At 72.0% G+C, this 20,062-nt stretch carries 18 protein-coding genes; 2 read left to right on the top strand and 16 right to left on the bottom strand.

Translation table 11 applies throughout. The features are described 5' to 3' along the window. Positions 1-4: 4 nt before the first annotated feature. The 11 genes from pcaDC to IE272_RS16195 all read right to left on the bottom strand — a co-directional run bounded on the left by pcaDC (position 5) and on the right by IE272_RS16195 (position 12,847). Entirely contained in the window at positions 5-1,291 is a 1,287-nt protein-coding gene (gene pcaDC / locus IE272_RS16245) for a bifunctional 3-oxoadipate enol-lactonase/4-carboxymuconolactone decarboxylase PcaDC (RefSeq protein ID WP_190007152.1), read from the bottom strand. Between the two features lie 129 nt (positions 1,292-1,420). Further along, positions 1,421-2,407, bottom strand: a complete 987-nt coding sequence (locus tag IE272_RS16240) for an Acg family FMN-binding oxidoreductase (protein ID WP_190007151.1) — start codon at positions 2,405-2,407, stop codon at positions 1,421-1,423. A 192-nt stretch (positions 2,408-2,599) separates the two neighbouring features. Beyond that, positions 2,600-3,478, bottom strand: a complete 879-nt coding sequence (locus IE272_RS16235) for a geranyl diphosphate 2-C-methyltransferase (protein WP_050357363.1) — start codon at positions 3,476-3,478, stop codon at positions 2,600-2,602. A 33-nt stretch (positions 3,479-3,511) separates the two neighbouring features. Beyond that, positions 3,512-4,822, bottom strand: a complete 1,311-nt coding sequence (locus tag IE272_RS16230) for a family 2 encapsulin nanocompartment cargo protein terpene cyclase (protein WP_190007150.1) — start codon at positions 4,820-4,822, stop codon at positions 3,512-3,514. A gap of 90 nt (positions 4,823-4,912) precedes the next feature. Then, on the bottom strand, positions 4,913-6,325 hold the full coding sequence (locus IE272_RS16225; RefSeq protein WP_050357361.1) for a family 2B encapsulin nanocompartment shell protein: 1,413 nt from the start codon (positions 6,323-6,325) through the stop codon (positions 4,913-4,915). 513 nt (positions 6,326-6,838) lie between these two features. Then, the gene (locus IE272_RS16220; RefSeq protein ID WP_050357360.1) at positions 6,839-7,435 is read right to left on the bottom strand and encodes a hypothetical protein; all 597 of its coding nucleotides are present in this window, start codon (positions 7,433-7,435) and stop codon (positions 6,839-6,841) included. 71 nt (positions 7,436-7,506) lie between these two features. Further along, positions 7,507-8,673, bottom strand: coding sequence for an ROK family glucokinase (locus IE272_RS16215; RefSeq protein WP_050357359.1), 1,167 nt, complete (start codon positions 8,671-8,673; stop codon positions 7,507-7,509). Positions 8,674-8,806: 133 nt separating this feature from the next. Then, positions 8,807-9,664 carry an ATP-binding cassette domain-containing protein gene (locus tag IE272_RS16210; protein WP_098892929.1) on the bottom strand — a complete coding sequence of 286 codons (858 nt, stop codon included), beginning with the start codon at positions 9,662-9,664 and terminating at the stop codon, positions 8,807-8,809. After that, positions 9,661-10,707 (bottom strand): ABC transporter permease, encoded by a 1,047-nt coding sequence (locus IE272_RS16205; RefSeq protein WP_050357357.1) that lies wholly within the window; start codon positions 10,705-10,707, stop codon positions 9,661-9,663. The genes IE272_RS16210 and IE272_RS16205 overlap by 4 nt, the downstream gene beginning before the upstream one ends. After that, the gene (locus IE272_RS16200) at positions 10,704-11,714 is read right to left on the bottom strand and encodes a sugar ABC transporter substrate-binding protein (protein WP_441350944.1); all 1,011 of its coding nucleotides are present in this window, start codon (positions 11,712-11,714) and stop codon (positions 10,704-10,706) included. Before IE272_RS16200 ends, IE272_RS16205 begins: the two co-directional genes overlap by 4 nt. Before the next feature lie 374 nt (positions 11,715-12,088). Beyond that, complete coding sequence (locus tag IE272_RS16195) at positions 12,089-12,847, bottom strand: GntR family transcriptional regulator (RefSeq protein ID WP_073959761.1); 759 nt, start codon at positions 12,845-12,847, stop codon at positions 12,089-12,091. Between the two features lie 131 nt (positions 12,848-12,978). Between IE272_RS16195 and IE272_RS16190 the strand changes: the two genes are divergently transcribed. Beyond that, a complete protein-coding gene (locus tag IE272_RS16190; protein ID WP_190007149.1) occupies positions 12,979-13,998 on the top strand; it encodes a Gfo/Idh/MocA family protein in 1,020 nt (339 codons plus the stop codon). Positions 13,999-14,018: 20 nt separating this feature from the next. Here the strand turns inward: IE272_RS16190 and IE272_RS16185 are convergent, their stop codons facing one another. The 4 genes from IE272_RS16185 to IE272_RS16170 form a co-directional block, all read right to left on the bottom strand. Then, positions 14,019-15,215: a cytochrome P450 family protein gene (locus tag IE272_RS16185; RefSeq protein ID WP_050357353.1), complete on the bottom strand. Its 1,197-nt coding sequence runs from the start codon at positions 15,213-15,215 to the stop codon at positions 14,019-14,021. 56 nt (positions 15,216-15,271) lie between these two features. Further along, complete coding sequence (locus tag IE272_RS16180) at positions 15,272-16,444, bottom strand: cytochrome P450 family protein (RefSeq protein WP_050357352.1); 1,173 nt, start codon at positions 16,442-16,444, stop codon at positions 15,272-15,274. Positions 16,445-16,480: 36 nt separating this feature from the next. After that, on the bottom strand, positions 16,481-17,221 hold the full coding sequence (locus IE272_RS16175; protein ID WP_032793177.1) for a response regulator transcription factor: 741 nt from the start codon (positions 17,219-17,221) through the stop codon (positions 16,481-16,483). 106 nt (positions 17,222-17,327) lie between these two features. Then, a complete protein-coding gene (locus IE272_RS16170; protein WP_050357351.1) occupies positions 17,328-18,548 on the bottom strand; it encodes a sensor histidine kinase in 1,221 nt (406 codons plus the stop codon). Between the two features lie 145 nt (positions 18,549-18,693). On the opposite strand from IE272_RS16170, the gene IE272_RS16165 reads away from it, so the two are divergent. Beyond that, positions 18,694-18,897, top strand: coding sequence for a hypothetical protein (locus tag IE272_RS16165; RefSeq protein ID WP_047179549.1), 204 nt, complete (start codon positions 18,694-18,696; stop codon positions 18,895-18,897). A 72-nt stretch (positions 18,898-18,969) separates the two neighbouring features. On the opposite strand, the gene IE272_RS16160 is transcribed toward IE272_RS16165, so the two are convergent. Then, positions 18,970-19,899 (bottom strand): DMT family transporter, encoded by a 930-nt coding sequence (locus IE272_RS16160; protein ID WP_056698972.1) that lies wholly within the window; start codon positions 19,897-19,899, stop codon positions 18,970-18,972. Positions 19,900-20,062: the final 163 nt, after the last annotated feature.

The raw sequence follows: 20,062 nt of genomic DNA, 5'->3' as shown, positions 1-20,062 counted from the left end.
CCTGCTACGCGGGCGGCGTGGTTTCCTCCTGGATCACCTTCTGCGCGACGGCGAAGGCGGCACCGGCGGCCGGGAGCCCGCAGTAGACGGCGGTCTGGAGCAGGACTTCCTTGATCTCGGCGGGCGTCAGGCCGTTGCGCAGGGCGGCCCGGGTGTGCGCGGCGAGGCCTTCCAGGTGGCCGGAGGCGACGAGCGCGGTGAGCGTGATGCAGCTGCGGGTACGGCGGTCGAGTCCGTCCCGGCTCCAGACCTCGCCCCAGGCGTACCGGGTGACCAGCTCCTGAAAGTCCTCGGTGAATCCGTCGGCCGAGGCGTTCACCGCGTCGACATGGGCGTCGCCCAGCACCTCCCGGCGTACCTTCGTGCCCTGCTCGTGCCGGGCGTCCGGCGTCGGAGCGGAGGTCTCGGGCGCCGGGGCGGCCGGGGCGATCTCGGCCACCGGGGCGAACGGGGCGGCGGGCGTCGCGGGCCCGAGGACGATCGGCAGCACGGGGATCGCGGCCGAGGTGTCCTGCTGCCAGGAGGTGGAGAAGTGCATCAGCAGCAGGTCGCTGACGGCGGCGGGCTGCTCGACCGGCGCGAGGTGCGAGGCCCCGGGGACGAGCGCCAGGCGGGCGTCCGGTATCCCGGCGACCAGCGTGCGGGCCTCGGCGGGCCCGGTGACCTGGTCCTCCGCCCCGACCAGCACCAGGGTGGGCACGCCGATCCGGCCCAGGGCGCCGCGGATGTCGAACGCCGCGAGCGCCTCGCAGGCGGCGATGTAGCACCCGGGATCGGTCGTGCGGACCATCTGCACGGCCCATTCGACGATGGCGGGCTGCGCGGCGGCGAAGCCGGGGGTGAACCAGCGCTCCGGCGCGGTGCGGGCCATCGGCTCCAGACCGTTGGTGCGGACGATCACGCCGCGCTGGCGGAACTCGTCGGCCGTGCCGAACCGGGGCGAGGAGGCGACGAGCGCCAGCGAGGCCACCCGGTGCGGATGTCTCAATGCCAGGTCCGAGCCGATCGCCCCGCCGATCGAGCAGCCCGCGTAGCCGAACCGCTGGATGCCGAGCCCGTCCAGCGTCGCGATCAGCCGGTCGGCCAGATCGGTGACGGAGGCCGAGGCGTGGGCGGGCGCGCCGCCGTGGCCGGGCAGGTCGTAGCGGAAGACCCGCCAGTGCTGGGACAGCTCGGGTATCTGGCGGTCCCACATGTGCCATGTGGTACCCAGCGAGGGGCCTATGACCAGGACCGGAGCGTCTTCCGGGCCGTCGACGCAGTACTTGAGGGTGTTCTGTGGCTCGCTCACCCGCTCGACCCTCTCATCCCGCGACCGTCTGCCCCAACTCAGGTCGTCGAAGCGACCCGGGGGCCGGCCGTCCCGGCGGGGAGGGAACGGGCGGGAGCGCGGTGGTGCGGCCGGGCGCGCACCGGTGTGTCACACGACGGTGAGCACATCGGCGACCGGTCTGCGCGGGGTGGGCGCCGCCGGGGGGCCGTAGCCGAGGCGGAAGACCATGTGGACGAAGCCCATCCTGGACGCCGGATCGCGGGCCATCGACCTCAGCTCCGGCCATTCCAGCGGCTGCGACATCATCGAGGTTGCCAGGCCGTCCCGCGTCGCCACGAGCAGGATCCGCTCCATGGCCTGCCCTGCCCGGAGCCAGTCGGCGGGGTCGTCCGTCTCCGTGCCGAGCACCGCCAGCTGAGGGCGCTCCTCGAATGTGGCCGTGGCACGCTGCGTGTCCCGAGGCAGCCCGAAGTCCCGCACGGGCACCTTCACGTCGTGCTGGCGCGGACCGAACGCGTAGGAGGGCACTCCCTCGGCCGCCGGCCCCTCCCCCGCCCTCCCGGTGCGCGTCCAGGCGATGATCTCCGCCCGCATGAGATCGCTGGCGGCCTCGTGGAGCTCCGCGTCGTGCACGAGGTCGACGAGATCATCGGCGTGCCAGTCGCTCGGAACGGCGAGCCGGGCCCCTTCCAGGAGCGCGGCCGCGCACAGCTCGTCGAATATCTCCGGCGGGATCTGCTCGTCGGAGAACGGGGAGCGGTTGGTGTGCCGGGCCTCCACAGCGGGAAAGAGGTCCGCCAGCCCCCGGTCGAAGGGCACGGTGTCGGGCTCCTCCAGCGTGACATCGACCAGACGCCAGGGATCCCGGCGGTCCGGGAACACCTCGGCGACCGCGTCCCAGCCCTGCTGAGCGGCGGCCACCCGCAGATTGAACAGCGCGCCCCCGCATCCGAGATGCATGCCCCGGTGCTCGGGGTCGCCGACCGGCAGGGCACGGTCCGGATCGCCGTACAGCGAGAGGACGCCGGTGTCCGTGCGGTGGACGAATCTCCACGGCTGGGCGTTGTGCATGGACGGCGCGGCGACGGCCGCCGCCACCAGTGCCGGGACCGCTTCGGTGACTCGGTCTCTCATCACAGTTCCTTCTCGCTCCACAAGGCCGTCGCGCCGCCCCGGTGAACCGCGATGCGTCCGGCCGCTTCCACCCGATCGGACCGCCTCCTTCCAAACTAACCCCGCGGCCGTGCCGGCTCATGCCGAACGCCGAGATGGCCGGCCGGCACCGGGGGTGTCCCCGGTGCCGGCCGGCCGATGGACCGGGCGCCGTCAGACGCGGTCGGCCGCGATGAGGAGGTACTGGAAGGACCCGTCCCGGTAGGAGTTGATGAACGCGTCCTCGATCCCCGTGACCAGCGAGGACGTGGCGCGCAGCTCCCAGTAGGGCAGGGTGTCGGGGGTGAGGTCGATGACGGCCTGCGGCACGAGGCGGTTGTCGGCCATGGCGCGCAGGTACTCCCGGCGCGAGTGGATGTTGCACTCGAAGTGCGCGTTGATCTGCGAGACCCACTTCGAGGGCTGGCCGTAGCGCGGGTTCCAGCAGCCGGTGATGGTCACGTAGCGACCGCCGACCTTCAGGACGCGGGAGTGCTCGGCGAAGAGGTCGTCCAGGTCCACGTACATGCTCGACTCGTTGTTCCACGACGCCGCGGCGGAACCGGTCGCGAAGGGCGTGGAGAGCATGTTGCAGACGCGGGCGCGGACGTGGTCGCCGATTCCCAGTTCCGCGGCGCGCCCATTGGCGAAGTCGGCCTGCTTGGCCGACAGCGTCACGCCTTCCACGGAACAGCCGAAGCGCTGGTGCGCCATCACCATCGAGCCGCCCCGGCCGCAGCCCGCGTCCACCAGCGTGTCGTCGCGCCCGATGTCACCGAGGTGCCCCAGAAGGAACTCGGCCTGGGCCGACTCCAGCCGGTGGAGCTCGGTGATCAGCTTCTTCTCGCTCTCGCTGTCCTCGGGGTTGCCGAGCGAAGCGGTGTCGACCTCACCGATGCCGTAGTGGTGGTGGTAGAGGCCGTCGACATCGCCGAGGCGCAGGTTCACGGGCCGGGCCTCCCCGTCCCAGTAGCGGGCGATGTCTCCCTGGTAGGGCGTCGCGGGGCCGGGGATACGCAGGGTGGGGGCGGTGGTGAGTTCAGCGCTGGTCACAGAGGGTTCCCATCTCTTGCCGGATGTCGGGGCCTACCAGAAGTCGGGCAGGCTGTAGCGGTAGGTGTTCGATTGGTGCCAGTGGTGATTGCCGTCGACCCAGGCGGCGACGCCCCGCAGGAAGCGCTGCACGGCCGGGACGGGGCAGGCGGTGGCCAGCGCCGCGGCCTCTGTCTCGAAGTCGTGCATCAGCTCGTTGTGGACCTCGACCGACTTGAGGTAGGCGTCCTGGTCGGACAGCCCCTCGCGTTCGGCGATCACGACGGGCAGGTTCAGGTGCCGGCCCGGGGCGTCGAGCTCCTTGGTGTACGAGTAGAGGTCGTTCACGATCGTCGTGGCGTTGGAGGCCAGGGCGATGACCTTCTGCATGTCGGCCCGGGCGTGCAGGTCCGCCGGGAGCTCGTAACCGCCGACGGTGTCGGTGATGGTGGGGCAGGGCCGGAAGTTGTTGAACTGGCGCATCGCCAGGTACTCCCAGACCTCGGGGACCTGGTCCTGTTGGGCCCAGGACGCTTCGGCGAGATACCCGAGGTGCAGGCGCGCCATGTCGTGGCGGAGCCGGTCCGCCTGGGAGGGCCCGGCCGCGCGGACGAAGTAGTCCATGGCGGAGCGGTAGGCGCGCCGGGGGGCGTCCGCGTGGAGCGAGTCCGCCCACTCCGGCTGGTACTCGCGCACGGTGTACAGGGGGTCGAGCGCGGTGTGCGCGAGCAGAAGCCGCTCGCCCAGGCCGATGGGTGACCCGCCGTGGTCCTCGCAGTAGCAGTCGTCCACCGCGTTCTCGGCGACCATCAGACGGGTGGCGAGCATCAGGTGGTCGACGGTGGGCGCGTCCGGATGGCATCCGACCATGTAGCGGCCCACGGAGAAGCCGTCGAACTGCTCCTCCCACTCCTCGGGGTACAGAGAGACCTCGTCCAGCGCCCAGGCCTTGATCCTCCGGCTGACCTCGTCGACGCGCGCCTCGTCGGGCTCGGGGACCGGATGGTGGTACAGACCCGGGATCGGCCGGCCTTCCCGGGGGGCCGGCGTTACGGGACGCTCCTCGCGGGGCGCCAGCCGCAGCCCGGCCGTGCCCAGGCCGTGGGGCCCGCGCAGCAGCCGCTCCAGCCCGACGCCCTGCCCGGGCGCATCGGTCACCGGTACGGCGGTCGGCGGTACGGCGGTGGCCGGCGGGCCGAAGGGCAGCCCGGCGGGCGGGCCCGGCAGGGGGCGTCCGCCGGTCGGCCCGCCGACGGCGTCGGTGTCATGGGCGCGAGCCGCGACCGCGCCGAGCACGGTCGCCCCGAAGCGGGTGACGGCCTCCGGCAGGCTCGACTGCGGAGGTGGCAGCTCGGGCACGGGCATGCGTGGCTCTCCTTGGTGGGGGGGAGGGTGTTCTACGGCGTCCGGGCAGGCGGCCCGCTTCGCGGGGCCGGGCCACGTGGGCCGCGACCACTACCTGGGCCAGTTGGCGATCTGCACGTTCTCCAGGACACCGACCGCGTCGGGCACGAGGATGGCGGCGGAGTAGTAGGTGCTGACGAGGTAGGAGATGATCGCCTTTTCGTCGATGCCCATGAAGCGGACCGAGAGGCCCGGTTCGTACTCGTCCGGCAGGCCGGTCTGCCGCAGACCGATGACGCCCTGGTTCTCCTCGCCGGTACGCATGGCGAGGATCGAGCTGGTCCTCTCCGGGGTGATGGGGATCTTGCCGCAGGGCAGGATCGGCACACCGCGCCAGGCGGGAACCTGCTGGCCACCGAGGTCGGTGTGGTCGGGGTAGAGGCCGCGCGCGTTGAACTCGCGCCCCATCGCCGCGATCGTCCGGGGGTGCGCGAGGAAGAACTTGGTGCCCCGGCGGCGGCAGAGCAGCTCGTCCAGGTCGTCCGGGGTCGGCGGGCCGGAATGCGTCTGGACGCGCTGCTTGAAGTCGGCGTTGTGGAGCAGGCCGAACTCCCGGTTGTTGATCAGCTCGTGCTCCTGGCGCTCCCGCAGCGCCTCGATGGTGAGCCTGAGCTGTTCCTCGGTCTGGTTCATCGGGCCGTTGTAGAGGTCGGCGACCCTGGTGTGGACCCGCAGAATGGTCTGGGCGACCGAGAGTTCGTACTCGCGCGGCTTCAGTTCGTAGTCGGCGAACGCTCCGGGCAGATCGTGCTCGCCGACATGGCCGGCCGACATCGCGATCTCCGCCTCACCGCGGTGGTTCTGCCGCTGCCCGGAGCGCGCGGTGAACTCGGCGAGGTGGGTCCGGAGGTCCGGCGAGTTCGCCACGACGGCCGCGAAGTCGGCGCGGGACAGGGTGAGCAGCGTGCCCGAGGTCTCGGCGGTGGCGGTCTGCGTCCACCGGGCGTCGTCGTCCAGCAGGGCGTGCTCGCCGAAGCGGTCGCCGTCCGCCAGGACGTCCAGGGTGACCTCGTCGCCGTAGCTGCCGGCGGAGGTCTGGCCGATCCGGCCGTGCGCGATCAGATGGAGCTGGTCCGCGGCCGTGCCCCGCTCGACCAGCGTCTCCCCCGCCCGGAAATCACGCTGGACGCACCGGTCGGCGATGGCCGTCAGCACCTCGGCGTCGTCGAAGTCCCGCAGCAGGGCCAGTTCGCCCAGCTCCTGGGGGATGACCCGGACCGCGGACCCGTCCTGGACGAACTCCACCCGCCCGTCGCCCACGGTGAAGGTGAGCCGCCGGTTGACCCGGTAGGCGCCGCCCTTGGTCTCGACCCAGGGAAGCATCCGCAGCAGCCAACGGGAGGTGATCTCCTGCATCTGCGGGGCGGACTTCGTCGTGCTGGCGAGGTTGCGGGCGGCGGCCGTCCCCAGGCTGGACTGGCGGGGCACTTCCAGCCGCGCTTCCGAGCTCGAGTCAACAGTCATCGGGCAGGCTCTCCTTGGTCGGAGCGGGAACGCGCATAGCGGACGCGAACCTACGAAAGGATGAAAAAGTGAGGCAAAGGGGCGATATGAAGGGGAATCCCTCCAGATCAGATCCAGGGGAACACTAAGGTCCCCTCCGGCCTCCGGACCAAGGAAATCCGCTGACATTAGCTCGATACGATGATCGCGCCCGCAGGATGTTTGCCCCTGCGTCGACGGATTTCAGCCGTCATCGGAGCAGGGTGTTCGGCGTCCTTCCGGGCCCACACGGCTCGAAGCCGCGCAGGCGCGACGCAATCCGGCCGGTCGGGGCAGGCCGACGGCGAGGATGACGCGCGGGACACGGTAGAGCGCCCGCGCACACGACCGCACGCGGGCACAGCACGCGGACACACGGCGGCCCCGGCGGTGGATCACCGCCGGGGCCGAAACACGCGTGGCGCCACCGGGTCGATGCGCTCGGTGGCGGCGCGGCACACCCGGAGCCGGGTCGACGTGCTCAGAGGCTCCCGGTCAGGGGGTCGCCGCGGAGACGACGTACACGACCGGGCTGGCCGGGTCGGTCATGTTGACCGTGATGTTCTGGGTCGGGCGCGGCTTCTTGTTCTTGTGCGTGGTGCTGGCCCATTCCTCGCCCGGGCCGAAGGACCAGCCGGTGATCTTGACGTCCCGGGGGCTGATGTCGATCGTGTCGGGCTCCAGCGCCGCGCGTCCGGTGCCCACCCCGGTCAGGAAGCGGTCGAGACCGGCGGAGGTCGTCCGGAACTTCGCGTACATCCGGCTGGCCTTCCAGTTGTTGGTCTCGTAGTACTGGACGCCCTGCCCGTTGCCGGGGATCGGGATCTCGAAGATCCGGCGCTGCATCTTGGAGGGCCAGCCCTCGCGGAGCCCCTGGGCGGCCGCCTCGGCCTCCTTGTCCTGGCCCGAGCGGCGGCTCTGACCGGCCGAGATCAGCAGGTAGCCGGCCGGGATGCCGATCAGCAGCACGATGATCGTCGCGGTGATGAAACGCCGCTTGAACACATGCCGCCGGTCCTCGGGCGGCTTGCCCTCGCCGTCGCCCGGAGACTCCGACTGGTGCGGCACCACGGGGTGCTCGGCTGCGATCATGATCAGGTGGTCCCTAAGGTGCTGCGGTGACGGCGTACTGAAGGGTGGACGCCGGAAAGGGCGGCTGCGGTTCAGTCAGCGGTACGGGTGGAGCGCGTGTTGCGGATGGTGCTCGCCGCCTGGTCGTAGATCTGGGCGTACCGCTCGTACCGCTCGACGCGCCGCCGGTTGGCCCGGCGGAATCGGCGGGCGACCAGCCTGGCCAGGTCCGCGGCGCCGACCATACCCGCCTCGGGGCCGAGCTGCGCCTTCGCGATCCGGGCCTCGGGGCGGTAGCCGCGGCCGGTGAGGTGACGCTTGAAGGCGTCCCGGGCGGGGTTGATCAGAAGGTCGTCGGCGGCGCTTACACCGCCTCCGATCACGAAGCAGGAGGGGTCGAGCGCGGCGGCCAGATTGGCGATGCCGATGCCGAGCCACTGACCGATGTCCTGGAGGAGTTCGATGCACATCGCATCGCCCTCCCGGGCCAGTTCGGTGATGAGCGGCCCGGTGATGTCGGAGACGTTCCCCTTCACCCGGTCCAGCAGGTAGTGCGCGACCGGGGAGTCGGCGGCGGCCAGTTCCCTGGCCTCGCGGACCAGGGCGTTGCCGGAGCTGTACTGCTCCCAGCAGCCCCGGTTGCCGCAGGGGCAGCGGTGGCCGGACGGCACGACCTGCATGTGGCCGAACTCACCGGCCACGCCGTACTTGCCGCGCTTGACCTGGCCGTCCTCCAGGATCGCGCCGCCGATGCCCGTACCGAGGGTGATCATGACGAGGTGGTCCTCGCCCCGGCCCGCTCCGAAGCGCCATTCCGCCCAGGCCGCCGTGTTGGCGTCGTTGTCGACCATGACGGGGACGACGAGGCGGGAGGCGATGGCGTCGCGCAGGGGTTCGTCGCGCCAGGCGAGGTGCGGGGCGAACAGGACCTTGGAGCGGTCGGCGTCCACCCAGCCGGCCGCGCCGATACCCACCGCGTGGACGTCGTGGCGGTCGGAGAGGTCCAGGACCAGTTCGACGATGGTGTCCTCGACGACCTTGGGGCTCTTGGACTTGTCGGGCGTCTCGGTGCGGAGCTGTTCCAGGATGTTGCCGTCGGCGTCCACGACGCCCGCCATCACCTTGGTGCCGCCGATGTCGATCCCGACCGTGGGGACCCGGGGGGCGGTGAGGTGCGAGCGGCGTTCCTTGGTGCCGACGGTCTTGAGGACGGTGGCGCGGGCGGAGCCGCGGTGTGCGAAGTCGCGGTACGTGCTCATCGTCCCTGCGGGGTCTGGGGGGCCGGGCCGCTGTCGCGGCCGGTGGCGGACGGCGCCCGCCGGGCTCGATTCTGCCACTGCCCGGCCCCCGGGGGCCGGTGGGCGGGGTCGGCCGCGCCGGGGCGGTCGCCGCTCAGGGAGTCTCGTCCTTCGTGCCGTGGGCGCCCGGGAGGGTGGGGGTCGGGGTGCGTTCCAGCTCGTGGCTGAGCTCCTCCAGCTCGCTGCCGCCCGCCATCTGCCGGGTCAGCTCGTCCAGCGTGACGTCGTCCTTGGTGTGGCTGCCGGACATCGCGCCGCGCTTGAGGAGGATGAAGCGGTCGCCGACGAGGTGGGCGTGGTGCGGGTTGTGCGTGATGAGGACCACGCCGAGGCCGGCGTCGCGGGCGGCCGCCACGTACTTGAGGACCACGCCGGACTGCTTGACGCCGAGGGCGGCGGTCGGCTCGTCCAGGACCAGGACCTTCGCGCCGAAGTAGACGGCGCGGGCGATGGCCACGCACTGGCGCTCGCCGCCGGACAGGGTGCCGATGGGCTGGTCGACGTCGCGGAGGTCGATGCCCATGCGCAGCAGTTCGGTACGGGTCGTCTCGCGCATCTTCCGGACGTCGAGGCGCTTGAAGGGACCGAAGCCGAGGGTGGGCTCGGAGCCGAGGAAGAAGTTCCGCCAGACCGGCATCAGCGGGACGACGGCGAGGTCCTGGTAGACGGTGGCGATGCCCCGGTCCAGGGCGTCGCGCGGGTTGGCGAGCGCGGTCTCCTCGCCGTCGATCAGGAAGCGTCCGGCGTCGTGCCGGTGCAGCCCCGCGATGATCTTGATGAGGGTGGACTTGCCGGCGCCGTTGTCCCCGAGGACGCAGGTGATCTCGCCCGCGTGGACCTCCAGCGAGACATGTTCCAGGGCCTTGATGTTCCCGTAGAACTTGGACACGTCATCCAGCTCGACCAGCGGTCCGGCGGTCGCTCCGGCAGGGTCTTCAGGGGTGGCCGTCATGCCGTCGCCTCCGCGCGCTTGCGCACCCACGCGTTGAGCAGGGTGGCCAGGAGCAGCATCGCTCCCAGGAAGAATTTGAACCAGTCCGGGTTCCACTCGGCGTACACGATGCCCTTGCTGGTCATGCCGAAGATGAAGGCGCCGACGGCCGAGCCGATCGCGGAGCCGTAGCCGCCGGTGATCAGGCAGCCGCCGATGACGGCGGCGATGATGTACGTCAGCTCGTTGCCGACGCCCTCGCCGGACTGGACGACGTCGTAGCTGAACAGCAGGTGCTGGCCGGAGACCCAGGCGGCGAAGGCGACGCCCAGGTAGAGCCCGATCTTGGTGCGGATGACCGGGACGCCGACCGCGCGGGCCGCGTCAGCCTCGCCCCCGACGGCGAAGATCCAGTTGCCGAAGCGGGTACGGAGGAGGATCCAGGTGGCCACGCCGACGAGCGCCGCCCACCACAGGATCGTCACCTTGAACTCGACGCCGCCGAGGGTCAGCGTCGAGGCGAACAGCGCGCGGGCCGAGTCGAAGCCCTCCATGTCGCCGATGGCCTTGGTGGAGACGGTGCCGCTGATGAGCTTGGTGAAGCCGAGGTTCAGGCCGGTCAGCATCAGGAACGTGCCGAGCGTGATGATGAAGCTCGGCAGTTTGGTGCGGGTCAGCATGAAGCCGTTGAACGCGCCGATGGCGAGCGTGACCAGCAGCGACACGAAGACGCCGACCCAGACGTTGGCCGTCATCTGGTAGCTGAACATCGAGGAGATCAGCGCGGAGCTGGTCACCATGACGCCGGCGGACAGGTCGAACTCGCCGCCGATCATCAGCAGGGCGACCGGTGCGGCCATGATGCCGAGGACGGAGGCCGCGTACAGCACGGTGCCGAGGCTGGAGGCCTGGAGGAAGCTGTCGGCGACGATCGCGAAGAACAGGAAGACGGCCGCCGCGCCGACGACCGAGCCGAGCTCGGGGCGGCCGAGCAGCTTGCGCAGCGGCGAGGTGCGCACCAGCCGCTCGTCCAGCTGGTCGGGGGCGGCGGTGGAGCCGCTCATCGCGTGCCCCGCTTGGTGTAGTCGGCCAGGGCGTCCGCGTCGTCCTTGGTGATGATCTGCGGGCCGGTCAGGACGGGGAGGCCGCCGCCGAGGACGTTGCGGTTGTAGCGGTAGAGCCAGAGCAGGTCGACGGCCTCGTAGCCCTGGAGGTAGGGCTGCTGGTCGACGGCGAAGCCGAGCTTGTCGGTCTGGAGGCCGGTGGCGACCTTGGCGTTCAGGTCGAAGGTGTCGATCTCGGCCTTGCTGCCGGCGGTCTGCTTGGCCTGGACGGCCGCGTCGGCGAAGGGGGCCCCGAGGGTGACGACCGCGTCGATGCTCTTGTCGGACTGGAGCTTGGCCTCGATGGACGCGGTGACGTCGGGCATGTTGGTGCCGTCGACGTACAGGTTCTGCATCGTGCCGTCGAAGGTCTTCTTCGCCCCGGCGCAGCGCTGCTCGTGGCCCACGTTGCCCTGCTCGTGCAGGACGCAGAGGGCCTTCTTGCGGTCCCGGCCGTTCAGCTCGTCGCCGACGGCCTCGCCGGCGATCGACTCGTCCTGGCCGATGTGGGTGAGCGCGCCGAACTCCTTGGACTCCGCGGAGCCGGAGTTCACGGTGACGACCGGGATGCCCGCCTTCACGGCCTTGGCGACCACGGCCTTCATCGCGTCCGGCTTGGCCAGCGAGACGATCAGCCCGTCGACCTTCTTGTCGATCGCGGTCTGGACGAGCTGGGCCTGCTGGTTGGCCTCGTCGTTGTGCGAGTAGAGGAAGTTGATGTTGTCCTTCACGGCCGCCTGCTCGGCGCCCTTCTGGACGATGTCCCAGAAGGTGTCGCCGTCGCCCGAGTGGGTGACCATGGCGAAGGTCCAGCGCGGTGTGTTCACCGCGGCCCGTCCCTCGGCCGCGGCGGCCGCGCGCTCCTCGGCGCGCTTGCCGCCGGTGCTGCTGCATCCCGCGAGGGAGGCGCTCAGCACCACTGCCAGCACGGCGCCCATCGCGCGTACCCCTGTCCGAACCCTTGCCACGACGCCGTGCCCTTCTACTGCTGCTCGCTGTGCTGCTTGACGGGGCCGGGAAGTGTACGGTCCCGGCCCGGCTGCCCAAGTATCCCCGAGCCCCGCCCGCTCCCGCCCGGCAGGGCCGGTGGGGGCGCGTCCTTCGGTGCAGCGAGTTCTAGTCGCGCCGCATGTCCACGTCAACCGTTTGTCCGAACATGCTGACGCGGCGGCTGGTGCGGAGCCCACCACTTCAGCCCGTCCGGCGTTTGAGGACGGAACCCTTGCGTGGGTGGGCCTGCGGCCGGCGGGCCCCGAGGCGCAGGGTCCCGACGAGCGCGGCGGACACCACGTCGACGGTTCCGTCCTCAAACGCCGGACGGGCTGGATGGGGCCCAACGGGCTCAGGCGCGTACCAGGAGCTGGAACTCGAAGGCGTACCGCTCCGCCCGGTAGACGTGCGAGCCGAACTCGACCACCCGGCCGGTGTCGTCGTACGTGGTGCGCTCCATCGTGAGCAGCGGGGCGCCCACGGGCTCCGACAGCGCCCGTGCCTGCCGGTCGTCCGCGGCGCACGCGCCGACGGTCTGGCGGGCGCTGTGCAGCGTGATGCCACCGGCCCGCATCAGCCGGTAGAGGCCGGTGGCCTCCAGTTCCTCGGTGGTCAGGGGCAGCAGCCCGAGGGGCAGGTGGTTGCGCAGGAGGGCCATCGGTTCGCCGTGGGCGCTGCGCAGCCGTTCGACGAGGTGGACCTCACTGCCCTCGGCGACGCCGAGCGCGGCGGCGACCTCGGCGGTGGCCGGTTCCGTGGTGTTGCGCAGGACGGTGGTGGCGGGGCGCTGGCCGGCCGCCTCCAGGTCGTCGTAGAGCGAGCTGAGCTCCAGCGGGCGGCGGACCTTGCTGTGGACGACCTGGGTGCCGACTCCCCGGCGGCGGACCATCAGGCCCTTGTCGACGAGCGACTGGATGGCCTGGCGGACGGTCGGCCGGGACAGGCCGAGGCGGGCGGCGAGGTCGACCTCGTTGCCGAGCAGGGCGCCGGGGGCCAGCCGGCCCTGTTCCACGGCGGCCTCCAGCTGCTGCGCCAGCTGGAAGTAGAGCGGCACCGGGCTGGTGCGGTCCACACTCAGCGGCAGCGGCCGGTCGGTTCCATGTGCGGTCACGGGGCGAGCGTAGTTCGCTTGTCCGGACAAAGCCATGGCGTACCGGGGCGGGGAGCAGCCGATCGATGTGGCCGCCATTTGTCAGGACAAACGCTTGACATGACGACCGGGCGAACGCCACCTTGGGGCCCATGCGCATCGGACTGATCGGAACGGGACGGATCGGCACATTCCATGCGGAGGTGCTGAGCCGTCACCCCGCCGTGGACGCCCTGCTGCTGGCGGACGCGGACCCGGAGCGGGCGGCCGCTGCCGCGGCGCGGACGGGGGCGACGGCCGTACCGGTGGACGGTCTGTTCAGCGGAGAGGGTACGGCCGGGGGCCCGCCCGACGCCGTGGTGATCTGTTCGGCGACCTCGGCCCATGCCGGGCTCATCGCACGGGCCGCCCGCGGCGGGCTGCCCGTCTTCTGCGAGAAGCCGATCGCCCTGGACCTGCCCGGCACGCTCGCCGCGCTCGCGGAGGTCGAGGCCGCGGGCAGCGTTCTCCAGCTCGGCTTCATGCGGCGCTTCGACGCCGGGTACGGCGAGGCCAGGGCCGCCGTGCGGGAGGGACGGCTCGGCCGGCTGCACACCGTGCGGGCGGTCACCTCCGATCCGGCCCCGCCGCCCGCCGCCTACCTCCCGCTCTCCGGCGGGCTGTACCGCGACTGCCTGGTCCACGACTTCGACATCCTGCGCTGGGTGACGGGCCGCGAGGTGAGCGAGGTGTACGCCACCGGCTCGGACGCCGGACCCGCGATGTTCCGGGAGGCCGGGGACGTGGACACGGCCGCCGCTCTGCTCACCCTCGACGACGGGACGCTCGCCACCGCCACCGCGACCCGGTGCAACGGCGCCGGGTACGACGTACGGATGGAGCTGGCGGGCGAACGGGACCAGATCGCCGTCGGCCTGGACGACCGTACGCCGCTGACCTCGGCCGAGCCCGGGGGGTCCGGCGCCCCGGCGAAGCCCTGGCCGGGGTTCCTGGAACGGTTCGCCCCGGCGTACGAGGCGGAACTGGACGCGTTCCTGCGCGTGGCCCGGGGCGAGTCGGCCAATCCGTGCGACGGGCGGGAGGCCCTGCACGCCCTGCGGATCGCCGAGGCGTGCGAGGTCTCCCGCCGGGAACGCCGGCCGGTGGCGATGACCGAGATCCCCGGCGGCTGAACTGGCCCCCGGACCTGCCGCTACCAGGCGACCGGGAGGCTCAGCGGCCCCCGCATCAGGATCCCGGTGCGCCAGGCGAGCGTCGCCGGGTCGGCGGCCAGCCGCAGGTCCGGACAGCGTTCCAGCAGCGACCGGATGGCGATCCTGGCCTCGATGCGGGCCAGCGGCGCGCCCAGGCAGTAGTGGATGCCGTGCCCGAAGGCGAGGTGGCCCCGGGCGTCGCGGGTGATGTCGAAGCGGGACCCGTCGGGGTAGCGGACGGGGTCCCGGTTGGCGTCCGACATCGCGACGAGGACCAGCTCGCCGCCGCCGGGGATCATCACCCCGGCGACCTCGACCGGATCGGTCGTGAAGCGGTAGGTGGGGGTCTCCACCGGCCCCTCGAAGCGCAGGATCTCTTCGACCGCGTTGTCGATCAGGGTGAAGTCGGCCCGCAGGGCGGCCAGTTGATCGGGGTGGGCGAGGAGGTTGTGCACGCCGTTGGTGATGAGGTTGACGGTGGTCTCGTGTCCGGCGACCAGCAACAGCCAGGCCATGCCGATCAGTTCGTCGCCGGACAGCCGGTCGCCGTCCTCGTCGGAGGTGTGGATCAGCGCGCTCAGCAGGTCCTCGCCCGGCTTCTCGCGCTTGTCGGCGAGCAGCCCGGCGATGTACGCGGTCATCGCCTGCGTGGAGGAGGCGCGCAGGGACGGGTCGACGGAGGAGACCGCCTGGCCGGACCAGGTGCGGAAGGCCTCGCGGTCCAGGGACGGGACGCCGAGCAGCTCGCAGATCACCGACATGGGCAGCGGGAAGGAGAGCGCCTCGACCAGGTCCGCCGCACGGGCCGGGGCCGCGAGCATCGAGTCCAGCAGCCCGTCGGTCATCTCCTGGATACGCGGAGCCAGTTGCTCCATGCGGCGCGGGGTGAACTCACGGGTGACCAGCTTGCGCATCCGGGTGTGGTCGGGGGCGTCGGAGCCGAGCATCGAGGAGCCCGCGGACACCTTGCTGACGCCGAGCGACGGCGAGGCCCGGCTCCAGTGCTTGGAGAGCCGCTGGTCGGCGAGGAGGGCGCGGCCCGCCTCGTATCCGACGACGAGCCAGGCGTCAGCGCCCTCGGGGATCCGCACCCGGTGGACCGGTCCCTTCGCGCGCAGGGCGGCGTAGGCGGGATAGGGGTCGCGGGTGAACTCATCGCCGAGCGCGGCGAGATCGACCAGGGGTTCGGTGCTCAACTCGGTTCCCTTCGAGGAGATTCGCTGTAGGTGAAAGGAGGGGGGCGGGCCCGGCCTCACCAGCGGACCGGCAGTCCCCGCACCCCGCGCATCAGCAGACCGGGCAGCCAGTCCAGCTCGCCGCCGGACGGGTCGCGGGCGAGGCCGGGGCAGCGTTCCAGCAGGGCGCCGATCGCGATGCGGGCCTCCATCCGGGCGAGCGGCGCGCCCAGGCAGTAGTGCGCGCCGTGGCCGAAGCCCAGGTGTCCCTGGGGTTCGCGGCGGATGTCGAAGGCGTCCGGTTCGGGGAAGCGGCCGGGGTCACGGTCGGCGGAGGCCAGCGCGACGAGGACCGCCTCGTCGCGCGCGATCTCGGTGTCGCCGATCTTCACCGGCTCCCGGGCGAAGCGGAAGGTGGCGGTCTCCACCGGCCCGTCGTAGCGCAGCATCTCCTCCACCGCGTTGTCGATCAGCCCCGGGTCGGCGCGCAACAGGGCGAGCTGGTCGGGGTGGTCGAGCAGGGCCCGGACCCCGTTGGCGATCAGGTTGACGGTGGTCTCGTGACCGGCGACCAGCAACAGGAAGGCCATGCCGACCAGTTCGGCGGAGGAGAGGCCGTCGCCTCCCTCGTCCCGGGTCCGGATCAGCGCGCTCAGCAGGTCGTCGCCGGGCGAGCGGCGCTTGTCCGCGATGAGGTCGACGAGGTAGTCGCTCATCGCTCCGGCCGGGTCGCCCTCCCGCTGCTCCGGGGTCGGGCTGACGATGCCGTTGGAGAGGGCGCGGAAGGTGTCCCGGTCGATGTCCGGGACACCGAGGAGCTCGCAGATCACGGTCATCGGCAGCGGGAAGGCGAGCGCGTCGACCAGGTCGGCGGAGCCCCGGGGCACCATCGCGTCGAGCAGTCGGCCGGTGATCTCGGTGACGCGCGGGCGCAGCGCCTCGATCCGCCGGGGGGTGAACTCGCGGACGACGAGCCGCCGCAGCCGGGTGTGGTGCGGGGCGTCCAGCTCCAGCATGTTGGCGCTGAGCACGGCCTCGGACGCCTCCCAGCGTCCGGTGGTCCGCCAGTCCTTGCCGAGCCGCTGGTCGGCGAGGGCGGCGCGGGCCTCCTCGTACCCGACGACCAGCCAGATCCGCTCCATCTCGTCGGTGCGCACGATGTGCACCGGCCCCTCGGCCCGGAGCTTGGCGTAGTACGGATAGGGGTTCACGGTGAAGTCCGGCAGGTCGCGCAGATCGAGCACAGCCATGGTGGTCAGCCCCTCTTCCGTTCCGGTCCGCTCCGCTCAGCGTAGGCCGCCCCCGTCCTCCCCGTCCGTGTCGAGGAGTCCCGCGTCATGGACCAACAGCGCGATCTGGACACGGTTGTTGAGTTCGAGTTTGGCGAGAATGCGCGAGACGTGGGTCTTGACGGTCGCGACGCTGAGGTAGAGGGAGCCCGCGATCTCCGCGTTGGAACCGCCGCGTCCGACGGCGACGGCGACTTCCTTCTCCCGCTCGGCGAGCTGATCGAACCGCCTGCGTGCGCGGTCGGTACGGCCCGCCCGGTCGTCGTGTCCGCCGCCCGCGGCGCGGGCCATCAACTGGCGGGTGACGGCGGGCGAGAGCACCGGGTCCCCGGCGGCGACCCGGCGGACCGAATCGACGATCCGGGCCGGCGGGGTGTCTTTCAGGACGAATCCTGCTGCCCCGGCCCGGATGGCGCGGAGCACCTGTTCGTCCGCGTGGAACGTGGTGAGGACGACGACTTCGGGAGCCCCGGGCCGGCGGCGCAGTCGCTCGGTCGCGGTGAGTCCGTCCATGACCGGCATCCGGATGTCCATCAGGACGACGTCGGGGCGCAGGCGTTCGACCAGCTCCTCGACCTCGTCGCCGTCCGCGCCCTCCCCCACGATGTCGATGCCCTCGTCGCCGCCGAGCATCAGGGTCAGTCCGGCCCGGACCAGCGGGTCGTCGTCGACGATCAGCAGCCGGACGGGCGGGGGCGTGGGTGACGCCGGGGGTGTCGGGGACGCCGGGGTGTTCATGACGGCCACCGTAGCCAGCCGGTGCGCGTCACCCGTACGGCGGGCACCCGGGCGCCGACCGCCGAGTGACCGCCCGGCCGCCGTCGCTCCGTCGCGCCCGGGGTCCTCACGCGGCGGGCCACGGCAGCCGGGCCCGGACCGCGAAGCCGCCGTCCTCCGTCGGGCCGTGCACCAGGCCGCCGCCGGCGAGCGTGGCGCGTTCGGTGAGGCCGATGAGCCCCTGCCCCGAGCCGGGGACCCGCTCGAAGGGTTCGGTGGGGGCGGGGTTCTCCACCTCGATGGCGAGCCCCTCGCCGGGGCCGCCCGTCACGGTGAGGGAGACCTCGGTGCCGGGCGCGTGCTTGCGGGCGTTGGTCAGGCACTCCTGGGCGATCCGGTAGACCGTGCGGCCGGTGGCGGCGGGGGCGCCCCGGGGGTCGGCGACCCGGTTGTCGACGACGACCTTCATGCCCGCGAGCCGGGATTCGGCGACGAGGGCGTCCAGGGTGGCGAGGGTGGGCTGCGGCCGGTCGCCCTCGTCGGTGTCGCCCGGCCCGCGCAGGACGCCGATGATCTCGCGGAGGTCCTGGAGTGCCTCGTGGGCACTGTCCCGGATGACGCCGGCGGCCCGGCCGATCTCGGCGGCGGGGGCGTCCGGCCGGAATTCGAGCGCCCCGGCGTGCACGCTGAGCAGGGTCAGCCGGTGGGCCAGTACGTCGTGCATCTCGCGGGCGATGGCCTCCCGGGCCAGGCGCTGGGCCTGTTCGGCGCGCAGCTCCGCCTCGGCCTCGGCGCGGCGGGCCCGTTCGCGGAGCGTGAGGACGAGCTGGCGCCGGGAGCGTACGACCATGCCCCAGCTGAGCACCAGCAGGACCAGCAGGACCCCGATGATGACCGAGGCGAGGAAGCTTGTCGCGGGGTCGGGGCGCAGGAGGGGCTGCAGGGGAGCCGCGATCAGCGCGCCCGCGCCGACGATCGCCACCGGCTTGAACGGGCGGTGCACGGCGAGACTGAAGAGGGCCACCATCAGGGCCCCGGCGGCCACGGGTTCGACGATGCAGACGACGGTCAGCACGGCGGCGAGCCCGACGGGCCAGCGTCGTCGGAGCCAGAGCGCGCAGCAGGCCGCCGCACCGATCACCGAGTCGACGAGGACGAAGACGTCCGCCGTGGTGTCATCGGCGTCGATCGCGGCGAGCGCCAGCAGGCCGATGCCCGCGGCGCAGAGGAATGCCGTGATGTCGACGGCCCAGTCCCGCACGGTCCGCCGCGTCCGGGGCCGGTCGCCGGGCAGCTCGGGATCGGCCATCGCCGAAGGAAGCAGCCAGCGGTATTCGGTGCGCGTCATATCGACAAAGTTACGCAGCCGGGCGGCCCGGAGAGGCCCTGCGCGGCGAGGGCGCGACCAAAGTCGCAGGACCGGCTACTTTCGGCGCGGCGGGCGGGACCGGTGGCCGACGCGGCGGGTGCGGGCCGGGCGGGAGGCTCGGCCCATGAAGAAAATCGTCGAGACGATCGGCTTCCTCGTCTTCGCCCAGGGCGCCGGCGGACTGCTGTACGAGTGGACGGGCTGGTTCCGGCTGTGGACGGTGGTGCGGCGGATCGACTTCCTCAGCGACCGCGGGCTGTTCGTCAACATCGTGCTGATCGTGGCGGGGGTGGCCGTGATGATCGCCGCGGACTCGATCAAGTCCTGACCCTGCGTCGGTGCCGTCATGGCGAGCTCCGGCCACGTCCCGGGGGCGGCGGTCGCTCCCCGGCGCCAGCGGTCACGCCCCCGCGCGCCCCCGGTCCGCGCCGCGCCGGCCCCACGCGGTGCCCGCCAGGACGAGGACCGCCCCGGCGGCGCCGAGCAGCCCGAGCCGTTCCCCGCCGAGGCTGATGCCGACGGCGGCGGCCCACAGCGGTTCCGTACCGAGCAGCAGGCTGACCCGGGACGGCGAGGTGCGGCGTACGGACCACATCTGCACGAAGAACGCGAACAGCGTGCAGAACACCGAGAGGAAGACCAGGCCCGCCCACTCCCGGGCGCCGAAGTCCGCCGCCGTGCTCCACGGCGAGGCGCCGGTGCCGGGGACGGCGGCGAGGACGGCGAAGACGGCGACCGCGGCCCCGAGCTGGACGGTGGTCAGGGAGAGCGAGTCGGCGTCCTGGACCGCTTTGATCCGGGCCATGGCCAGGACATGGACGGTCCGGGCGAGGGCGGCGAGAAGCATCAGGAGGTCGCCGCCCGAGGGGCTGGTGAACCCGCCGCCCTGGGTCAGCAGGATCACTCCGGCGACGGAGAGCCCGGCCGCGGCGACGAATGCGGCCGACGGGCGCACACGGGTCACGGCGGCCTCGGCCAGCGGCGTGAAGATCATGGTGAGGCTGATGATCAGCCCGGCGTTGGTGGCGGAGGTGTGCACCACCCCGTACGTCTCCAGCAGGAAGATCCCGCTCAGTACGAGGCCCAGCAGCCCGGCGCCGCGCCACTGCGCACCGGTCAGGGCCCGCAGTCTGCGCCATCCGGTCGCCACGAGCACCGGCAGCACGATCGCGAAGCGCAGGACGAGGACGGCGACGACCGTGTGGGCGGTGGTGATGCCCTTGGCCGCGAGGTAGCTGGCGCCCCAGACGACGGCGACCGCCAGCACGGGAAGGTCGGTGACCCAGGCGCGGCGCGGGGACGCGACGGCGGGCACGGCGGCAGCGGACATCTGGTTCTCCTGGATCTCCACGGAACATGTTGTGGAGACCTCACCGGCTCGCACGCGGAGCGATCACGCTATCCGCCGGGCTCCTGAAAAAGGAACACCTGTCTCAGCGATCGGATCGTTCCGGGGCATCACCCGTGGTCAGAGGCGGTCGGACCGTTCGGCC

The organism is Streptomyces anulatus, from assembly GCF_014650675.1.
Taxonomy (GTDB): domain Bacteria; phylum Actinomycetota; class Actinomycetes; order Streptomycetales; family Streptomycetaceae; genus Streptomyces; species Streptomyces anulatus.
The sequence above is the reverse complement of the archived record's forward strand: the minus strand, read 5'-3'. Positions and strand labels throughout refer to the sequence as shown.